Here is a 16,010-nt window from a genome sequence, read left to right as displayed (position 1 = left end):
AGCTGTGGAGACTTTCTCGACAGCCTGAAGACCCCGAAAGGGGTCTTTTCTTTTTGCTCGCATCTCATACCATACATAGCGCGACTACTAGAGTATGAAGCAAATAACACGGTTTAATACCGGAAGGAGATGGGATAAATGAGTGTTGTTAATACCCCCGAGATAGCCGATAACGAATTGGATATTGAGGTAACAGATGCCCAAGCCACAGGCAACCACAAGAAAATCAAGACGATGGATGACACTGTGTACAAAGCATTTATGGAGAGAAACGGCTTAGCAAAACCTCAAGGACTGAAATTGAAGTGGAGCGATTTCAAAAAAACTCTTACAGTCAACGAGGATGGTGTCGTGGTTACTGCAGATGGTGAGGTAGTGAACTTTTTGAAAGCTGCACAAGAAGACAGAAAGTTCGAGGTGAAGTAATAGTGCTGAGTCCCAACTACCTACATCTTAGGCAAGACAGCCTGAAGGATATGCACAATATAGAACTCCTGAAAGCATGTAAAGAAGATAGAGAACTCATGGGCGAGTTCTTGAAAGCTAATAGAGACTTTATCTTCTCGATCATCAAGCATTTTAAAGGGAGTGTCGAGGAACTTGTTTCAAAGTTTCGTATCACCGAGGACGAACTGTACCAACACGCGTGTATCGGCATACTCACATCTATTAGAGACTTTGACTTTGATAGGGGCATTAAGTTTACGACCTTTGTCGTGCGCCCCATCCTCTGGGAAATCAATCAACTTCTTTATAGTGACTCTCAGTCTGTCCGGTTAAGTCGTGGTGCAGTTGACCTCATTAAGAGGATGGCCGAGATTGAGGAATCTCTTGGGTATCGCCCCGCCGAGGATGAAATGTCCGAACTGCTTAAGGTGACTGTCGAACGCTATCGAGAGATTGCGATGTTCAGTGATGAACTTGAGCACTACGACGGTATGGAAAACTTCGAGTTCGCCAACAAGGACGAGAGAAGTATTGAAGAAGAGGTTACCAATCGTCTCTATGTAAAGCAATTACTAGAAGACCCTATGTTCACGGATTTCGAGAAGAAGGTCATGTGTTTAGTCTTGGAGGACGCAAGCAACAACAATACACAGATTGCGGAACGTCTTAACGTTTACCCGATGACGATTAACCGTACCTTGGCTCGAATTAGAAGTAAAATCGAGAGCCGTAAGTCTGACGTAAAAGAAGAGAAAACCAAGATTCCTTCCAAGTATGAACGGGAGATATCCATTCTCGCTCAGGAAACCAAGGAGCGTAATGAGAACCTCTGCATCGAAGATATCACGGAACTGCTTGAGGTCTGTGGTTACGACACCTCCACCTACTCGACAAGGGTTCTCTATTATATCCGTCAGAAAGCCAGCCAACAAGGTGCTTAAATCAATCGCAAACATCGTAAAAGGCATTTTCGGTAAAAAGGTAACCCTGCAAGCACCTACTTACAGGGAACTGGTTGAACAACTGGCTTGGGCTGAAAATGAAGTGACACGAAGGATGCTTTACTTGGTCTTCAGTTTCGACTGCAACACGGTGTACTGACTATGGAAAATATCGCTCAGGATGCGGAAGCAATCATTGCTCATCACCAAGAGCTTCTAACTAAAGCCAAAGCTCACCGCAGTGACTTCCATGGACAAGTTGCCCAAGTCGAGACCTCAGTTAAGTTGGTTGACGGTCTGAAGACTGCTGTGGTGACTCCCGAAGAGAGTCTCAACTAATCCCTGAAGGGAGGTGAGAACCACATGGCAGACATTATCATATCTGTGAAGTACGCTGTAGGTGACAAGATTATCATCGGAAATGAGACGAGTAACCACATGGTCTAATACATCGTGAAAGTGCTGACGTTTAAGAACATCGTACCGGATGTTGATGAAGCTGGAAACGACATTATCACATACATGGTTGAAGTCTACTCCCCAACAAACACAGAAAATGCGAATGGACGTTAAGGAGGATGGCTTGCAACCACTTGAAGCCTTCATTGAAGCATTCACAAACTACTAAGTAAGGAGAGGCGTATTTATTTACCCGTAATCGGAGGAATTGTCAAATGACATCATTAAATTTTATGCACCTTGGTGCGTTCCATGTAAATTAATTGCTCCTACACTCTCTAAGGTTACTGTCGAGCGTGGGATTGATGTTGATTCTACTATCGGTGCTGAGGCTGCTTCCAAAATCGGGGTTATGAGCATTCCTACGGTGGTCTTTAAAAGAAGGCAAAGAGGTAGGGCGTTTCACTGGCAATGCGCCTGAGCACGTGGTTACTTCCTGTGTAGAAATAGCAATCCACGCCTAATAGAAAGGGGAACGAATATGAGAGAACGAGACTATCACGGCTGGAACATTGAGGTATATGACAACCAAACTTTCCTTTTAGGGGCTAACTTCAACACTAACGACCACATGGGCAAGAGAAATATCTACTTGTGCTTGTACTTCGGTAAATGGACAGTAACTATCGGAAAGTTCTATAAGTTCCCGAATGATTACGGTGACGAATGAACCTGACTCTTTATTACAGCAACGACTGCGGTCACTGCCGACGCTTCCAGAAGACTCTCGACAAGATTGCTCAGGAACGACAGCAGGTCAGCGTCTCTAGGATTGAGTATGATCCTTCCAATCACACGGAAGTAAAGTTCCTCCCGACAGTAGTTGTAAGCCACGGAGAGAGAGAACTAGGACGTTTTAGCAGTGCCCTAGCAAAGAAGACAATCGACGCTTGGCTAGACCAATTAGAAGAATACATTAAACTTTACTTAGGGTAATAATACATGTTTGTCTGAAAAAGGTGCTAGCGTTGGCATCCAGATCATTTATCGACAATAGGAGGAATACAGATGTCATCTGATGTGAACAGTTTAGCACATACAAAATGTAATTGTAAGTATCATATCGTGTTTGCGCCAAAGTACAGACGCCAGGTTATTTACGGGAAATTAATACAGGATATTGGGAAAATACGAAGACAACTATGTGAGAGAAAAACGTGGAGATTATTAAGGCGGAAGCATGCAAAGAACGCATTCATATGTTGGTGAGCATCCCACTGAAGCTTAGTGTATCAGCGTTTATCGGATATTTAAAAGGAAAGAGCAGCTTGATGATCTTTGACCAACATGCAAATTTAAAGTATCGATACAGGAATCGGAAGTTCTGGTGTAAAGGATTTTACGTGGATACCGTTGGAAGGAACAAGAAAGTGTTACAAGAATATATCCAAAACCAATTGCAGGAAGATATCGTCGCGGAACAAATAACAATGGCGGAGTATATTGATCCGTTTACAGGAGAAGAAACAAAAGAACTACGAAAGAAGAAGAAATAGAGGACCCCTTTAGGGGTATCCGAAAAAGTAGTGCGTTTGGCGAACCTTCAACGCCCTTTTAGGGCTGGCCAGTAACAAAGGCTTTCAGCCGCAGAACAAACCACCCGTTATACAGGTGGTTTTGATTTTTCCTAAAACAGGCATTTGTGTAAGGGGATAATGCAGTGTCCAATCCTTCTAAATTTTAACAGAGTACATTATATCTAAATTTAGGAGGAATGGTAATGGCAGATTCAGAGTGTAATCAAAATGCATGGGGATTTTGCTCTGAGACCGAAGGAAATACGACTACCGCAAGCGGGTTTGCTTCTCACGCGGAAGGATACCAGACAATAGCAAGTGCATTAGCAGCACATGCGGAAGGGTATCAGAGCAATGCCAGCATGGATTCAGCTCATGCGGAAGGAAGCCACACACTCGCCTCGGGAGCTGCATCTCACGCAGAAGGGTATATGACGCTGGCTACAATCGATGCGGCCCATGCTGAAGGAGCTTATACAACAGCATCCGGTTATGGGTCCCACGCCGAAGGCTACCTTTGTGTTGCTACGGGTGAAGCTTCTCACGTGGAAGGGTATTTATCACAAGCATCTGGATTTATTTCTCATGCCGAGGGAAATAGCACAGCGGATGGGTATGCTGCTCATTCAGAAGGATCCGGAGCAAGAGCGAGTGGTGTTGGTTCTCATGCAGAAGGAGGAACTACTAAAGCCTTTGGGAATTTTTCTCATGCCGAAGGCGGCGTTACAACTGTTCAGTCGGACCACCCTTTTTCACATATTATGGGATACGCCGGTCAAACTTTATATCCTATCTCTTGGCATCTGGCCAATGGTTTAGAGGCTTCTCGCCCAGGATTAGCCTCCGTACTCCAAGGTTCAACCTGTAATCTGTATATTGATGGAACTGTTATGTCACCTGCTGCGGATTACGCCGAAATGTTTGAAACCCTAGATGGGCAGCCGATTGAACCGGGATATTTCGTAACAACGGTTGGTGAAAAAATTAGGAAAGCAACAAACAGAGATGACTATGTTGCAGGTATTGTCAGTGCGAGGCCGTCATTTATAGGGGGAGCCAGCCCCCTAAATTGGATTGGCAAATATGAAACAGACGAATGGGGCAAGATCCAATACTAAGACAGAGTGGTTCCGGAGCAAAAGGATGAGCGAGGAGAGGTTATAGTACCAGCTTATACAATCAACACTGCTGTCATTAGCACCTCTTATGATCATTCACGCGAGTACGTCTCCCGTATAGATCGAATGGAATGGGTAGCCATAGGAATGATGGGTAAGCTCCTTGTGAGGGATGATGGAACCTGTCAGGTGGATAGTTACTGCCGACCTAATGATGAAGGAATTGCAACTGCTGCTACTGCATGGTTCCGAGTATTAGCAAGAACAGGAGCCAACCAGATTAAAGTTCTTGTCAAATAAACGGAGCTTGAAATATTTTTAAATAATTATAAGTCCAGTCTTCCGGATGATTGGCTTTTTTGTATTCTTGGATCGTCACATTGACGGTGTTTAATCTTTTGACGATGAAAAGATAAAAAGCTTAGTCGCATCAATTGACAGGCCAAACAGGACGGTCAAAACTTGTCAGAAACGAACAAGATTACAGTTGGATTAAGATTGAAGAGATAATTGCAGTTATTTTATAATTAGTCGAGCCAGGGATGATTCGAAGGCTTGATTTCTTTCTTCTATATATAGTAACTTTTAAGCAATTTTATTTTGTAAAGCCGTAGTATTTGATTCATATAGCTTTATAGGGGGACGTCCCCCAAACGTCCCACAACTTATGAAAACTTATGATCAAATTTGAATGTGCTATTCTGTATTTATCCCTAGAAATGCCCGTTTTTATTGAGATATGCCAACATATGAAACCAACGTACATGTACCGTACACAAGTCCACCAATGGGAACGCGATCAATATATCACGTTGTACTAATAGCTGAATCCCTTGGCGCTCTAGCGCTGAGGGGTTTTTCTTTATATGGGCAAGGAGATATAAAAAAAGCTAGGTAGAATATTATTCTACCTAGCTTTATGTCTATAGGAGCTCAGTCCTTAATTTCTGATAAATAATGCTCATATAACTCATCAATAGAAGAACTAGAAAGTAAGTGAGTGACTGCTTCAATTGATTCTCTTTTCCAATCAAACCAGCGCATTTCTTTTAACTTCATGATTTCTTCTTCTGAGAAACGCTTTCTAACTTCTTTTGCAGGATTTCCACCAACTATCGTGTAAGGGGAGACATCTTTTGTTACAACTGAGCCTGCTGCAACAATCGCACCTTCACCAATGGTGACACCAGGCATAATCATTGCATTCATGCCGATCCATGCATCGCTTTCTATAATGGTATCTCCCTTGGGTGAGAAGGAACGGCTAATTTGATTAGCGAAAGGATAAACAGTGATCCACTCCGCATGATGATTGTTATTTCCTCCCATAAGAATAACGACACCGGCTGCGATACATACATAATTACCAATAATCAATCGATCTATTTGCCATCCAAATTCCTCAATGGGGTTGAATAAGCTCCTCGATTTGTCATCTCCCCATAAATATCTTACGCATCCGTCTTCAAAAGATGAATTGTTATCATAATAACCAGAGTAATAGGAGTAATCGCCAACTTCGATTAATGGATTGGTTACAATATCTTTTAAATACTTAATTTCAGACCAGTGATTAAATTGGTTTATATTCATTTTAGTTTCCTCGCTTCTAAGTTTTATTTCTGAGTAACTTAGAAGCGTGATGCGGTAGCCACATTCTTTAGTTTTTTTAGACGACGAATCATCTGAATCATCCTTCCTTAAGATATGAGGGCGATTATAACAATGACCTCTTTTTTTGTCAATCCTATTCTAATAAAGAGATGTCAGTGTGGATTCTCCCTCAAAGTGTATATAATGAAGAAAAAATTCAGGAAGAGAAAATATAGACAGAACACGTGCCCACCATTTGGAAGAATGGATACATCATGTTGGACTAAAACGGGGACTGGAATAAGAATGTAAAGAGGAAGCTGGCATTCGTAGCATAAATTTTTGGCATCTTAGCATTGAGGTTTTAATGTAGTCAATAAAAAAGAGAATGGTTAATTAAATTATGATCATATCGTCGAAGCGAGAGTGCGTTTTAATTGTTTGCTCTGTTTTTACAGTATCTATATGTTGATAGTTTCATATAATTGCGTTATAATTCATTTATGTTTTTAGAAATTAAATTTTGAACAATTAATTGGAGATGTTAATATGGAACAAGAGAAGCAACTGGTTGCCGCACAGCGGACATTTTTTTATACAGGACAAACGAAGTCTATTGAGTACCGTATTCGTGCTCTTCAGCAATTGAGACATGGAATTGAGAAATATCAGCAACGTATTCTTGACGCACTTCGTGCGGATCTAAATAAATCTGAAGTAGAGGCTTATGGCTCTGAGATTCGGATCGTGTTGGGTGAACTGGATTTTGCATTGGAACATTTGGAGGAATGGGCTACACCAAAACCTGTGCCTACAAATTCTGCTATACCTGATGGAACAAGCTTAATTTATCCTGAACCTTATGGAGTTGCTCTTATTATTGCACCATGGAACTATCCGTTCCAACTGGCTTTCGGCCCTCTAATTGGAGCCATTGCTGCGGGTAACTGTGCCATTATTAAGCCGTCTGAATTAACCCCAGCCGTGTCACGTCTGACTTATGATTTGATTCATGAGATATTTCCTAGTGAGTACCTGGCAGTTATGGAAGGGGAAGTCGAGACGAGTACGGCATTGTTGAAAGAAAAGTTTGATTATATTTTCTTTACAGGCAGTACAGGTGTTGGCCGCATTGTTATGAAGGCAGCTGCTGAGCATTTGACTCCAGTTACGTTAGAACTAGGTGGTAAGAGTCCGGTCATTGTCCACCAGGATGCAGATTTGAAGCTGGCAGCTCAGCGCATTGTGCGCGGTAAATTCCTGAATGCTGGGCAAACCTGTGTCGCTCCAGACTATTTGCTTGTGCACGAGGAAGTACATGACAAATTATTGGAATTGATCGGTGCAGAAATTCAGGATAAATTTGGAGACGATGTGATGAGAAATGCTGATTTCCCGCACATTGTCAACGCACGTAACTTTGATCGTTTATCGGTGTTACTCCAAGATGGCAAAACAATGATCGGTGGACATTCTGAACGTGATCAGCTGCTCATTGAACCAACAGTACTGGGCGAAGTGGATTGGAAATCCCCAGTGATGCAAGAAGAGATCTTTGGTCCAGTTCTTCCTGTATTTAAGTATACCGACCTCAATCCCTTGCTAGATGAGATTGTCCGCCGTCCAAAACCACTGGCATTATATCTCTTCACTCAGGATGAGGATCTGCAGAATCAGGTTCTGAATCAAGTATCTTTTGGTGGTGGTTGCATTAATGATACATTGTCTCATATGACATCACATTATCTTCCGTTTGGCGGCGTAGGAGAAAGTGGAATGGGTTCCTACCATGGTCAACAGAGTTTTGATGTGTTCTCTCATCATAAAAGCATTCTTAAACGCAGCGAATAATCTACTAACGTAGAACAATATAAGTTGTATAAAAAAAAAGAGGTTGTCCCGTTGAACGGGACAACCTCTTTATGTATCTTATTGTGAGACTTCTGTACAAATTCAATACATATTAATGAATATCACGGAAAAGGCCAATGACTTTGCCCAGGATGCTAACGTGTTTCAAACGCAACGGTTCAAAAGTCGAATTTTCCGGTTGAAGACGAATATGATCTTTCTCTTTGTAGAACGTTTTTACCGTTGCTTCATCGTCTTCAGTCATGGCTACTACGATATCGCCGTTATCTGCAGTTTGCTGCTGACGTACGATAACATAGTCTCCGTTAACAATGCCTGCTTCAACCATACTGTCTCCCACGACCGAAAGCATAAATACTTTCTGTTCGCCTACATAATGCGTAGGAAGAGGGAAGTAATCTTCGATATTTTCTGTTGCTGTGATCGGAACCCCTGCAGTAACTTTACCCACGACAGGAATGCGAGCAACGCTGTGAGCAAACTGATGTGAATGCTCTGACTCTTCCTGGCTGAGAAGTTCAATGGCTCTTGGTTTGGTTGGGTCACGTCTAATCAGACCTTTCTTCTCCAAACGATCCAGATGTCCATGTACTGTAGAGCTGGAAGCCAACCCAACGGCTTCACCAATTTCGCGTACGGAAGGAGGATACCCCTTCAACCGGACTTCATTGCGTATAAACTCCAGAATAGCCTGTTGCCTGCTGGATATCTTCGACATACCGTATCAACCCCATTTTAGTAACGTTTGGGAAAATTATAACATAGAACCTCCGTTCGTACAAACATAAGTTCTAAATAAAATGCCATAAAATCAATGTTTTTTTGCAAATTAAGATGAAAATTTTCTTTTGGTCTAATCAAATACTGCAAATGACAATTCCAATACAATAGAAGAAAGATAATAGAATGTAGTATCAACAAAAAAAAGCGAACAATTGTTCTAAAAAGTTATTGTACAAAACATGTGTTCGTGTTATATTAATTTCAACAGGATAGGAACAAACGTTTGGAGGTCGATATTTAATGAGATATTCTACTTATCAAAGTATTTACGAACCGGTGCATTCAGAAGTGGTTGAAACTAACATAAGGAATTTTAAAAAGGTTTTTGCAAAAGGTAATGTCCCAACTTGGGTCTTGAAATTAATAATCGTAAGCTTAATTATACTGGTTGGATGCAGTACAGTATTGACTGTGTTCGCTGGCAATGAGAACGATCTGTTGCCTGGGGGGAAGATGGCAGTTTCACAAGGAGATACGCTATGGAGTATATCATTGGATCACAAACCTGAAACAATGGATACACGTGTATATATAGAAGCAATCAAGAAAGTGAATCAACTTCATTCAACTTCAATACAGGTGGGGCAAGTCTTAATACTGCCTCAATTCACAGATTAAAGCTGCATATCCACACGCGCTAATGCGTGTCAGCTTGACAAGCTGCCCTTAACATGTCAAAGTTAATATGACTTTGTATTTTTGGAGGGGACAAGCTTGGATATAGATAGTCTGGTAGCACGTATTAATGAATTGGCCCGTAAGCAAAAATCCACTGGATTGACAGAGGAAGAGCTCGCTGAACGTGCCAAACTTAGAGAAATCTATTTGAATAACATTCGAAGCAATTTCAGACAACAACTGGATACGATTGAAATTGTAGATGATGAGAACGATCAAGGCCACCAAGGCAAACTCAAACATTAAGGAAACCTAATGATATCATTATGATATTTAGGTTTTTTCCTGTTATCTAGAGGTTGCAAATTATAGGGGGAAATGTTGGTTTGCAATTATGTAAGCCGATACAAAGAACATCTAAGGGGGATTCTCATGTCGCGTTCGTTCGAGAGAACGGTTCGAAAAAATTCTAAGCAGTTGAATCAGCAACGTAAAAAAAGCGGTAAACCGGTTTCTGGCACACCAGGTGAGGACGTATTTAAAGGACGCAGTCTTCTGTTTCCTATTTTTCTGATCGGACTAGCATTCCTGTACCTCTTTATGAGTACATTTCTTGTCAAAGCTCCGATGACCACTTGGGACTGGGTGACCTTGTTGCTGTATGTATTTTTGGCAATCATCTTCATGCTCCGTCGTCCTTATGTCAAAATAGGAAGTAACCGGATTTTGACGACAAAAGGGAACCGTGAGCGTTCAATTGGAGTCGACGATATCGTGAAATTCAGAATTGAGCCAGGTACGGTTGTGATTGAGCATAATGCACGAGGTAAGAGATGGGTATTTACCAAACTACTGAATCGTTATGATACTGATGCAATTACTGAACGTCTTCTGAAATTCGCCAAAGCACATCAGATCACCGTGGAAACATACGAGAAAAAGTAATTTTGCATAAAGGGGAAGATGACCGAAATGGCGTTAAAAGCGATTTTGTTCGACCTAGATGATACTTTACTGTGGGATGAGCGCAGTGTTCGAGAGGCCTTTCATGAGACTTGCTTGATCGCAGCTCAAGAGACGGGCGTTAAACCCGAAGACCTTGAAGAAGCTGTTCGTAATGAGGCACGTAATCTGTATGAGTCTTATGAAACTTTTTCGTTTACCAAAATGATTGGGATTAACCCGTTTGAAGGTCTTTGGGCTAACTTCACGGGTGGGGATCAGCCTGAGTTTCGCCAGTTGGAGCAGCTTGCACCCGCATATCGTAAAGAGTCATGGCGTCGTGGCTTGTTAAAGTTGGGTGTTGATCGTGAAGATCTGGCGGAACAACTCGCCATACAATTTGGGGCGGAGCGGAGATCAAGACCCCATGTCTATGAAGAAACGATGGAAACGTTGAGTCATCTACAAGGGAAGTTCAAGCTTTTGCTTTTAACCAACGGCTGTCCTGCTTTACAACAAGAGAAACTTGATGGCGTTCCTGAATTGGCTCCTTTTTTTGACGAAATTATTATCTCGGGTTCGTTCGGTAAAGGCAAACCTGATCCTTCGATCTTCGAGCACGCATTGAGTAAGCTGGGAGTGCAACCTGAGGAGAGTATGATGGTTGGAGATAAGCTTACGACTGATATTCGTGGAGCATTGTCTGCAGGTATTCAGTCTGTTTGGATTAACCGTGAGAATAAAGAGAATACCGAATCGTATGTGCCTGACCATCAAATCAAGCATTTATCCGAATTGGAACGAATCATTGCTGAATTCTCAATGAGTGCATCATAAATCGTATTTTTAGTGTACTACACAAACATTGTTAGGTTTTATGAGATGTATTTTATCCATAAAACCTAACAATGTTTTTTTGTGTTGGGACAGCTTGAACTATATCGTAATAACAAAAGATGAATTTTTTTATTAAAAGTTATTGAAATTATAGAACTGCTGATTTAGAATATAACTAACATACTAGTATGACTAGTATGCGAATGAATGTAGCGAATATCTGTTGACTTACTTGAATGAAGTGGAAGCGGGAGTTATTCGCTATAATTCTCACATTATTTGTAAGCGCTTTACATAATCGATGTAAACCATTTAGTTCTGGAAATACAACATGAAGTGGTTAGTAAGAAAATGAGGGTAAGCATTTTAACCAATATGTGTCTCTAGTGATCTCCATAATTGATATCGCTTACATTATTTGTTTGGTTTTATTCTACTGGTGGGGGTGAAGTTCATCTGATTACTTGTCTTCTACAAAAAGAAGAGATGATAAGAATTGATCGAAAACGCTTTTATTTTATCAAGCTTAGGATCGGAGTGAAATAACATATGGAGTCGGAAACCGCTAAAACCACGCTAACGATGACATCTTTACGTAAAGAAAGCAGGTTAAGAACTGTTACAGCTCTGCTTCGCAAAGATTGGCAGCTGTACTCACTGTTAATTCTTCCAATTATCTATCTTATTATTTTCAAATATGGGCCCATGCTCGGTAATGTAATCGCATTTAGACGATTTGTACCGGGAGGCAGTATTTTTGGAGAGACGTGGGTTGGATTCAGGTATTTTCAGATGTTCATTCAAGACCCAACCTTTTGGAAAGTATTTGGGAACACACTTATGCTTGGTGGACTTGCGTTACTTTTCACCTTCCCAGTTCCGATTATTTTTGCATTGCTGCTGAATGAGGTGAAAAGCAAACGTTTCAAAAAGTTTGTGCAGACCGCATCTTATCTTCCGCACTTCTTGTCCATCGTCATCGTTGCCGGAATGATTCTGCAATTAACGGCAGTTAATGGCTCCATTAATGGAATGGTTTCATTCTTTACTGGTGACAGCATTCCTTTCATGCAGCGTGCGGAATGGTTCAGAACAATCTATATCACCTCTGAGGTTTGGCAAGGTATGGGGTGGGGAGCCATTCTATATTTAGCTGCATTGACAACAATTGATGATTCTTTGTATGAGGCTGCGCGGATCGATGGTGCGAACCGTTGGAAGCAAACCCTCCATATAACCATACCGGGCATTTTGCCAACGATCGTTACATTGCTGATTTTGAATATGGGTAATTTCCTCGCGGTTGGATTTGAGAAAATCTTGCTCCTTTACAATCCGCTGATCTACGAGACATCTGACGTGATTTCTACTTATCTGTACCGGGTAGGTTTGCAGTCGAGCAATTTCAGCTATGCTACCGCCATTGGTTTGTTCGAATCCATTATTGGACTGATCCTGGTATTCTCGGTTAATGCCATTTCACGCAGACTGACACAACGAAGCTTGTGGTAAAGGAGGAGCAATATGCTGGAATCAAAATCATACAAAGTATTTAAAGTTTTCAATGCTATCTTTTTGCTGCTTGTGGTATTCATCACGCTCTATCCGTTTCTGAATGTCGTGGCCCAATCTTTCAGTAGCGAGGCTTATATCAATTCAGGCAAGGTAAGCATTATCCCAAGAGGATTTAATGTAGAAACCTACAAGACCATCTCTCGCGACAGCATGTTCTGGACCAACTATAAAAACACAATTATATATACCGTTGTAGGTACTTTGATTTCCATGTTCATGACGACCATCTTCGCTTATGCCCTATCCAAGAAAAGATTGATGGGACGAAAATTTTTGACGATGTTCGCCGTGTTCACGATGTTTTTCAGTGGCGGCTTGATTCCTAACTATGTCCTGATTAACTCTCTGGGCTTCAATAACACGATGTGGGCACTAGTTGTGCCTGGTGCAATCAGCATTTATAACATGTTAATTATGAAATCATTTTTCGAAAACATGCCTGAGGAGCTTGAGGAAGCGGCAGCCATTGACGGTTTGAATACGTATGGCATTTTGTTACGGATCATTCTACCGTTGAGTAAAGCTGTCATGGCAACGATGGTTCTGTTTTACGCTGTGGGACACTGGAACTCCTGGTTTCCTGCCTTCCTGTATCTCGACAAAAAGGAACTGTTTCCCGTTACGATCTACTTGCGCAACATGATTGCAGGTGCAACGGGAGGTGCTTCGGCTGGTGCTTCAGCGGATAATTTGACTCAAATTTCTGCAAATATCAAATCGGTCACGATGGTACTCACCATTTTGCCTATTTTAACGATTTATCCATTTGTTCAAAGATACTTTGTAACCGGTATCATGTTGGGATCTGTTAAACAGTAATCCTAACCCGATATAGTTCAACATCTTGATTGTAAGGCCAATCTAAACCACATGCAGGGGGAGAATTGAATGAAACATAGACCACGTAAGCTTGTAGGCAAGATGGTATTGGCAACAATGATGAGTGTCGTTCTGGCAGCATGTAGCAACGGTGCTGGTGGAGAGAAAGTTGAACCAGAATCCAAGGGGGCCATGGAATCCTATGGTGTAGGAGAGACCTTCAAAGCCGCTGAACCATTTAATCTATCTATTCTGTACAGCGACCAGCCAGCATACCCGTACAAAAAGGATTGGCTCCTGTTCCAAAAAATCACGGAAAGAACAGGAGTCACGCTGGAGCCTACCATCGTTCCGATGAGTGACTATCCCCAGAAAAGATCCCTTCTGATCAGCTCTGGAGATGCCCCTCTGGTTATTCCGAAAACTTATCCGGGTGAAGAATCTGCTTTTGTATCCTCTGGTGCGATTTTGCCAGTGAGTGACTATGTTGATTTGATGCCCAATTTCAAAGATAAGGTTGAGAAATGGGGACTTCAGGATGAACTTGAGGGTCTTCGACAAGAAGATGGGAAATATTATGTACTCCCAGGTTTACATGAAGAGGTTTGGCCGGACTATACCCTTATTGTGAGAACTGATATTTTTGAGAAAAATAACATTGCCATTCCAAAGACATGGGACGAATTGTATGATGCCGCCAAAAAGCTAAAAGAAATCTATCCAGATTCCGTTCCGTTCTCAGATCGTTTCCAATTTAACAGTACCTTGAATATTGCTGCTACCAGTTTTGGAACGAAAGCTGGGTGGGGATTTGGCAATGGTTTAACGTATAAAGAAGATCAGGATGAATTTGTATACACTTCGACTACGCCGGAATACAAGGAAATGTTAACTTACTTTAACAAGCTTGTATCGGAGGGGCTGCTGGATAAAGAAAGCTTCACCCAGGACGATGACCAGGCTATTCAAAAGTTTGTTTCTGGAAAATCCTTCATTATTAATGGTAACTCGCAAACGGTAGTGCTTCATCGAAATGACATGAACAAAACGTTGGGAGAAGGAAATTTCTCCATCGCCAAAATTACAGTTCCTGGTGGTCCAAAAGGTCAATTGATGTCCGGCTCCAGACTTGAAAACGGTGTCATGATTTCCGGGAAAATTAAAGACAACGAGAATTTCAAAGCAACCATGCAATTTATTGACTGGTTATACTATAGTGATGAAGGTCAAGAATTTGCCAAATGGGGTGTAGAAGGCGAAACCTTCACCAAACAGGATGGCGTTCGTAAGTTGGCCGAAGATGTGAACTATAACGGATTGAATCCAAAAGGCACAAAGGACTTGCGCATCGACTATGGATTCTCCGGTGGTGTGTTTGCCTATGGAGGAACCACAGATTTGTTGCACTCCATGTTTAGTGAGGAAGAACTGAAATTCCAGCAAGACATGAAAGATATCAAAGAAGTGGTTCCTGCGGAGCCTCCAATTCCTTACTCGGATATCGATCGTGAACAGGTGACACTGCTTAGCACACCGCTTAAGGATTTCTCGGATCAAAATACGCTTAAATTCATTTTGGGAGAACGCAAACTTTCTGAGTTTGATGTATTTGTAAAAGAGCTGGAGAGCCAAGGCTTGCCTCAGTATATGCAGCTTTCCAATGACACATATAAGAAGTACAAAGAAAACAAGCAACAATAGATGTAAACTGAAATTTGCCCATTGCCGTTTCATTTATGGAATTTAAGTGGAACGGCAAATTGTGCTAAGATGGATGAATATGGCTGAGAGGAAGAGGTTAAGGAATGTCACTTAATCAAAAGATTAGAGGTTCGACCCGGGCTTATTCATACAATCTGATAAAGGAACGAATTCTGCACCTTGAACTTGAGCCTGGTACCAAGATTTCCGAGAAGGAAATTGCGGATGAGTTGCAAGTAAGCAGAACGCCAGTACGTGAAGCTTTCATGAAGCTTGCCGAGGAAGAATTACTGGATATCATTCCACAGAGTGGAACTATTGTCTCCCATATTAATCTGGAGCATGTTGAAGAAGGCCGGTTTATGAGAGAGAAGATGGAGAAGGAAATTGTCACTCTGGCTTGTGCTTCTTTTCCGGAAGAATTCAGATTCAGACTTGAAACCAATATTGCCATGCAGGAAGTATGTATAGGGAAAAATAATTTCTATCGGCTTTTTGAACTGGATGAAGAGTTTCATCAGATATTGTTTCAAGGCACAGGAAAAATGAGAAGTTGGAAAATGCTACAGCAGCTCAATATTCCCTTTAATCGCCTTCGTTTATTACGCTTGTCTGAAGATTCCGATGCAGAGGTTATTATTTCACAACATAAAGAAATATACCGACTTATCACGGAACGTGAAACCGAGCGAGCTGTTGAGGTTATGGAAGCTCATCTCAGACTAGTTGTTGTTGAACAAGAGAAGATGAAGGCAAAATATCCACATTATTTTATATAGAACATCTAA

At 41.5% G+C, this 16,010-nt stretch carries 17 protein-coding genes and 2 pseudogenes; 16 read left to right on the top strand and 3 right to left on the bottom strand.

Features of this window, described 5'->3' with window-relative positions:
* Positions 1 to 138 precede the first annotated feature (138 nt).
* From BLV50_RS09325 to BLV50_RS33760, 4 genes are all read left to right on the top strand, one after another.
* Entirely contained in the window at positions 139 to 426 is a 288-nt protein-coding gene (locus BLV50_RS09325; RefSeq protein ID WP_090807130.1) for a hypothetical protein, read from the top strand.
* A 98-nt stretch (positions 427 to 524) separates the two neighbouring features.
* Complete coding sequence (locus BLV50_RS09320) at positions 525 to 1,388, top strand: sigma-70 family RNA polymerase sigma factor (RefSeq protein WP_371129225.1); 864 nt, start codon at positions 525 to 527, stop codon at positions 1,386 to 1,388.
* Positions 1,389 to 1,550: 162 nt separating this feature from the next.
* Positions 1,551 to 1,727, top strand: a complete 177-nt coding sequence (locus BLV50_RS32720) for a hypothetical protein (protein WP_177031148.1) — start codon at positions 1,551 to 1,553, stop codon at positions 1,725 to 1,727.
* A 328-nt stretch (positions 1,728 to 2,055) separates the two neighbouring features.
* Complete coding sequence (locus tag BLV50_RS33760; protein WP_090807126.1) at positions 2,056 to 2,268, top strand: thioredoxin domain-containing protein; 213 nt, start codon at positions 2,056 to 2,058, stop codon at positions 2,266 to 2,268.
* Between the two features lie 233 nt (positions 2,269 to 2,501).
* On the opposite strand, the gene BLV50_RS33415 is transcribed toward BLV50_RS33760, so the two are convergent.
* The gene (locus BLV50_RS33415; protein ID WP_256337905.1) at positions 2,502 to 2,642 is read right to left on the bottom strand and encodes a hypothetical protein; all 141 of its coding nucleotides are present in this window, start codon (positions 2,640 to 2,642) and stop codon (positions 2,502 to 2,504) included.
* On the opposite strand from BLV50_RS33415, the gene BLV50_RS33755 reads away from it, so the two are divergent.
* From BLV50_RS33755 to BLV50_RS33750, 3 genes and pseudogenes are all read left to right on the top strand, one after another.
* Positions 2,583 to 2,783: a hypothetical protein gene (locus BLV50_RS33755; protein WP_371129239.1), complete on the top strand. Its 201-nt coding sequence runs from the start codon at positions 2,583 to 2,585 to the stop codon at positions 2,781 to 2,783. The two genes, BLV50_RS33415 and BLV50_RS33755, sit on opposite strands and share 60 nt — an antisense overlap.
* Positions 2,784 to 2,942: 159 nt before the next feature.
* A pseudogene (gene tnpA / locus BLV50_RS09300) lies at positions 2,943 to 3,343 on the top strand (IS200/IS605 family transposase).
* A gap of 218 nt (positions 3,344 to 3,561) precedes the next feature.
* Positions 3,562 to 4,782 (top strand): annotated as a pseudogene (locus BLV50_RS33750) (peptidase G2 autoproteolytic cleavage domain-containing protein).
* Between the two features lie 633 nt (positions 4,783 to 5,415).
* On the opposite strand, the gene BLV50_RS09290 reads toward BLV50_RS33750, so the two are convergent.
* Positions 5,416 to 6,075, bottom strand: coding sequence for a CatB-related O-acetyltransferase (locus BLV50_RS09290; RefSeq protein WP_090807121.1), 660 nt, complete (start codon positions 6,073 to 6,075; stop codon positions 5,416 to 5,418).
* Between the two features lie 549 nt (positions 6,076 to 6,624).
* On the opposite strand from BLV50_RS09290, the gene BLV50_RS09285 reads away from it, so the two are divergent.
* On the top strand, positions 6,625 to 7,926 hold the full coding sequence (locus BLV50_RS09285) for an aldehyde dehydrogenase (protein WP_090807119.1): 1,302 nt from the start codon (positions 6,625 to 6,627) through the stop codon (positions 7,924 to 7,926).
* Positions 7,927 to 8,038: 112 nt separating this feature from the next.
* Here the strand turns inward: BLV50_RS09285 and lexA are convergent, their stop codons facing one another.
* Positions 8,039 to 8,665, bottom strand: a complete 627-nt coding sequence (gene lexA, locus BLV50_RS09280; protein WP_024630400.1) for a transcriptional repressor LexA — start codon at positions 8,663 to 8,665, stop codon at positions 8,039 to 8,041.
* Positions 8,666 to 8,970: 305 nt separating this feature from the next.
* Here lexA and BLV50_RS09275 point away from each other — a divergent pair, with 305 nt between their 5' ends.
* From BLV50_RS09275 to BLV50_RS09240, 8 genes are all read left to right on the top strand, one after another.
* The gene (locus tag BLV50_RS09275) at positions 8,971 to 9,348 is read left to right on the top strand and encodes a LysM peptidoglycan-binding domain-containing protein (protein ID WP_063562863.1); all 378 of its coding nucleotides are present in this window, start codon (positions 8,971 to 8,973) and stop codon (positions 9,346 to 9,348) included.
* Positions 9,349 to 9,444: 96 nt separating this feature from the next.
* The gene (locus BLV50_RS09270) at positions 9,445 to 9,654 is read left to right on the top strand and encodes a DUF896 domain-containing protein (protein WP_024630398.1); all 210 of its coding nucleotides are present in this window, start codon (positions 9,445 to 9,447) and stop codon (positions 9,652 to 9,654) included.
* Positions 9,655 to 9,780: 126 nt separating this feature from the next.
* On the top strand, positions 9,781 to 10,293 hold the full coding sequence (locus BLV50_RS09265) for a hypothetical protein (protein WP_063562862.1): 513 nt from the start codon (positions 9,781 to 9,783) through the stop codon (positions 10,291 to 10,293).
* Between the two features lie 27 nt (positions 10,294 to 10,320).
* Positions 10,321 to 11,127, top strand: coding sequence for an HAD family hydrolase (locus BLV50_RS09260; protein WP_063562861.1), 807 nt, complete (start codon positions 10,321 to 10,323; stop codon positions 11,125 to 11,127).
* 582 nt (positions 11,128 to 11,709) lie between these two features.
* Positions 11,710 to 12,639 carry an ABC transporter permease gene (locus tag BLV50_RS09255; protein WP_371121626.1) on the top strand — a complete coding sequence of 310 codons (930 nt, stop codon included), beginning with the start codon at positions 11,710 to 11,712 and terminating at the stop codon, positions 12,637 to 12,639.
* A gap of 12 nt (positions 12,640 to 12,651) precedes the next feature.
* Positions 12,652 to 13,521: a carbohydrate ABC transporter permease gene (locus BLV50_RS09250; protein WP_024630394.1), complete on the top strand. Its 870-nt coding sequence runs from the start codon at positions 12,652 to 12,654 to the stop codon at positions 13,519 to 13,521.
* A 69-nt stretch (positions 13,522 to 13,590) separates the two neighbouring features.
* Complete coding sequence (locus tag BLV50_RS09245; RefSeq protein ID WP_090807117.1) at positions 13,591 to 15,222, top strand: ABC transporter substrate-binding protein; 1,632 nt, start codon at positions 13,591 to 13,593, stop codon at positions 15,220 to 15,222.
* 104 nt (positions 15,223 to 15,326) lie between these two features.
* On the top strand, positions 15,327 to 16,001 hold the full coding sequence (locus BLV50_RS09240) for a GntR family transcriptional regulator (protein WP_063562858.1): 675 nt from the start codon (positions 15,327 to 15,329) through the stop codon (positions 15,999 to 16,001).
* Positions 16,002 to 16,010: the final 9 nt, after the last annotated feature.

This window comes from Paenibacillus sp. 276b (assembly GCF_900107875.1).
Lineage (GTDB): Bacteria > Bacillota > Bacilli > Paenibacillales > Paenibacillaceae > Paenibacillus > Paenibacillus marchantiae.
The sequence above is the reverse complement of the archived record's forward strand: the minus strand, read 5'-3'. Positions and strand labels throughout refer to the sequence as shown.

Excerpts from the sequence above, each read along its gene's own strand:
- BLV50_RS09320 (WP_371129225.1), top strand. The coding sequence starts at position 525 with ATGGGCGAGTTCTTGAAAGCTAATAGAGACTTTATCTTCTCGATCATC.
- BLV50_RS09290 (WP_090807121.1), bottom strand. The coding sequence starts at position 6,075 with ATGAATATAAACCAATTTAATCACTGGTCTGAAATTAAGTATTTAAAA.
- BLV50_RS09265 (WP_063562862.1), top strand. The coding sequence starts at position 9,781 with ATGTCGCGTTCGTTCGAGAGAACGGTTCGAAAAAATTCTAAGCAGTTG.
- BLV50_RS09245 (WP_090807117.1), top strand. The coding sequence starts at position 13,591 with ATGAAACATAGACCACGTAAGCTTGTAGGCAAGATGGTATTGGCAACA.
- BLV50_RS09250 (WP_024630394.1), top strand. The coding sequence starts at position 12,652 with ATGCTGGAATCAAAATCATACAAAGTATTTAAAGTTTTCAATGCTATC.
- BLV50_RS09285 (WP_090807119.1), top strand. The coding sequence starts at position 6,625 with ATGGAACAAGAGAAGCAACTGGTTGCCGCACAGCGGACATTTTTTTAT.
- BLV50_RS09260 (WP_063562861.1), top strand. The coding sequence starts at position 10,321 with ATGGCGTTAAAAGCGATTTTGTTCGACCTAGATGATACTTTACTGTGG.
- BLV50_RS09255 (WP_371121626.1), top strand. The coding sequence starts at position 11,710 with ATGACATCTTTACGTAAAGAAAGCAGGTTAAGAACTGTTACAGCTCTG.
- BLV50_RS09275 (WP_063562863.1), top strand. The coding sequence starts at position 8,971 with ATGAGATATTCTACTTATCAAAGTATTTACGAACCGGTGCATTCAGAA.
- BLV50_RS09325 (WP_090807130.1), top strand. The coding sequence starts at position 139 with ATGAGTGTTGTTAATACCCCCGAGATAGCCGATAACGAATTGGATATT.
- BLV50_RS09240 (WP_063562858.1), top strand. The coding sequence starts at position 15,327 with ATGTCACTTAATCAAAAGATTAGAGGTTCGACCCGGGCTTATTCATAC.
- lexA (WP_024630400.1), bottom strand. The coding sequence starts at position 8,665 with ATGTCGAAGATATCCAGCAGGCAACAGGCTATTCTGGAGTTTATACGC.
- BLV50_RS32720 (WP_177031148.1), top strand. The coding sequence starts at position 1,551 with ATGGAAAATATCGCTCAGGATGCGGAAGCAATCATTGCTCATCACCAA.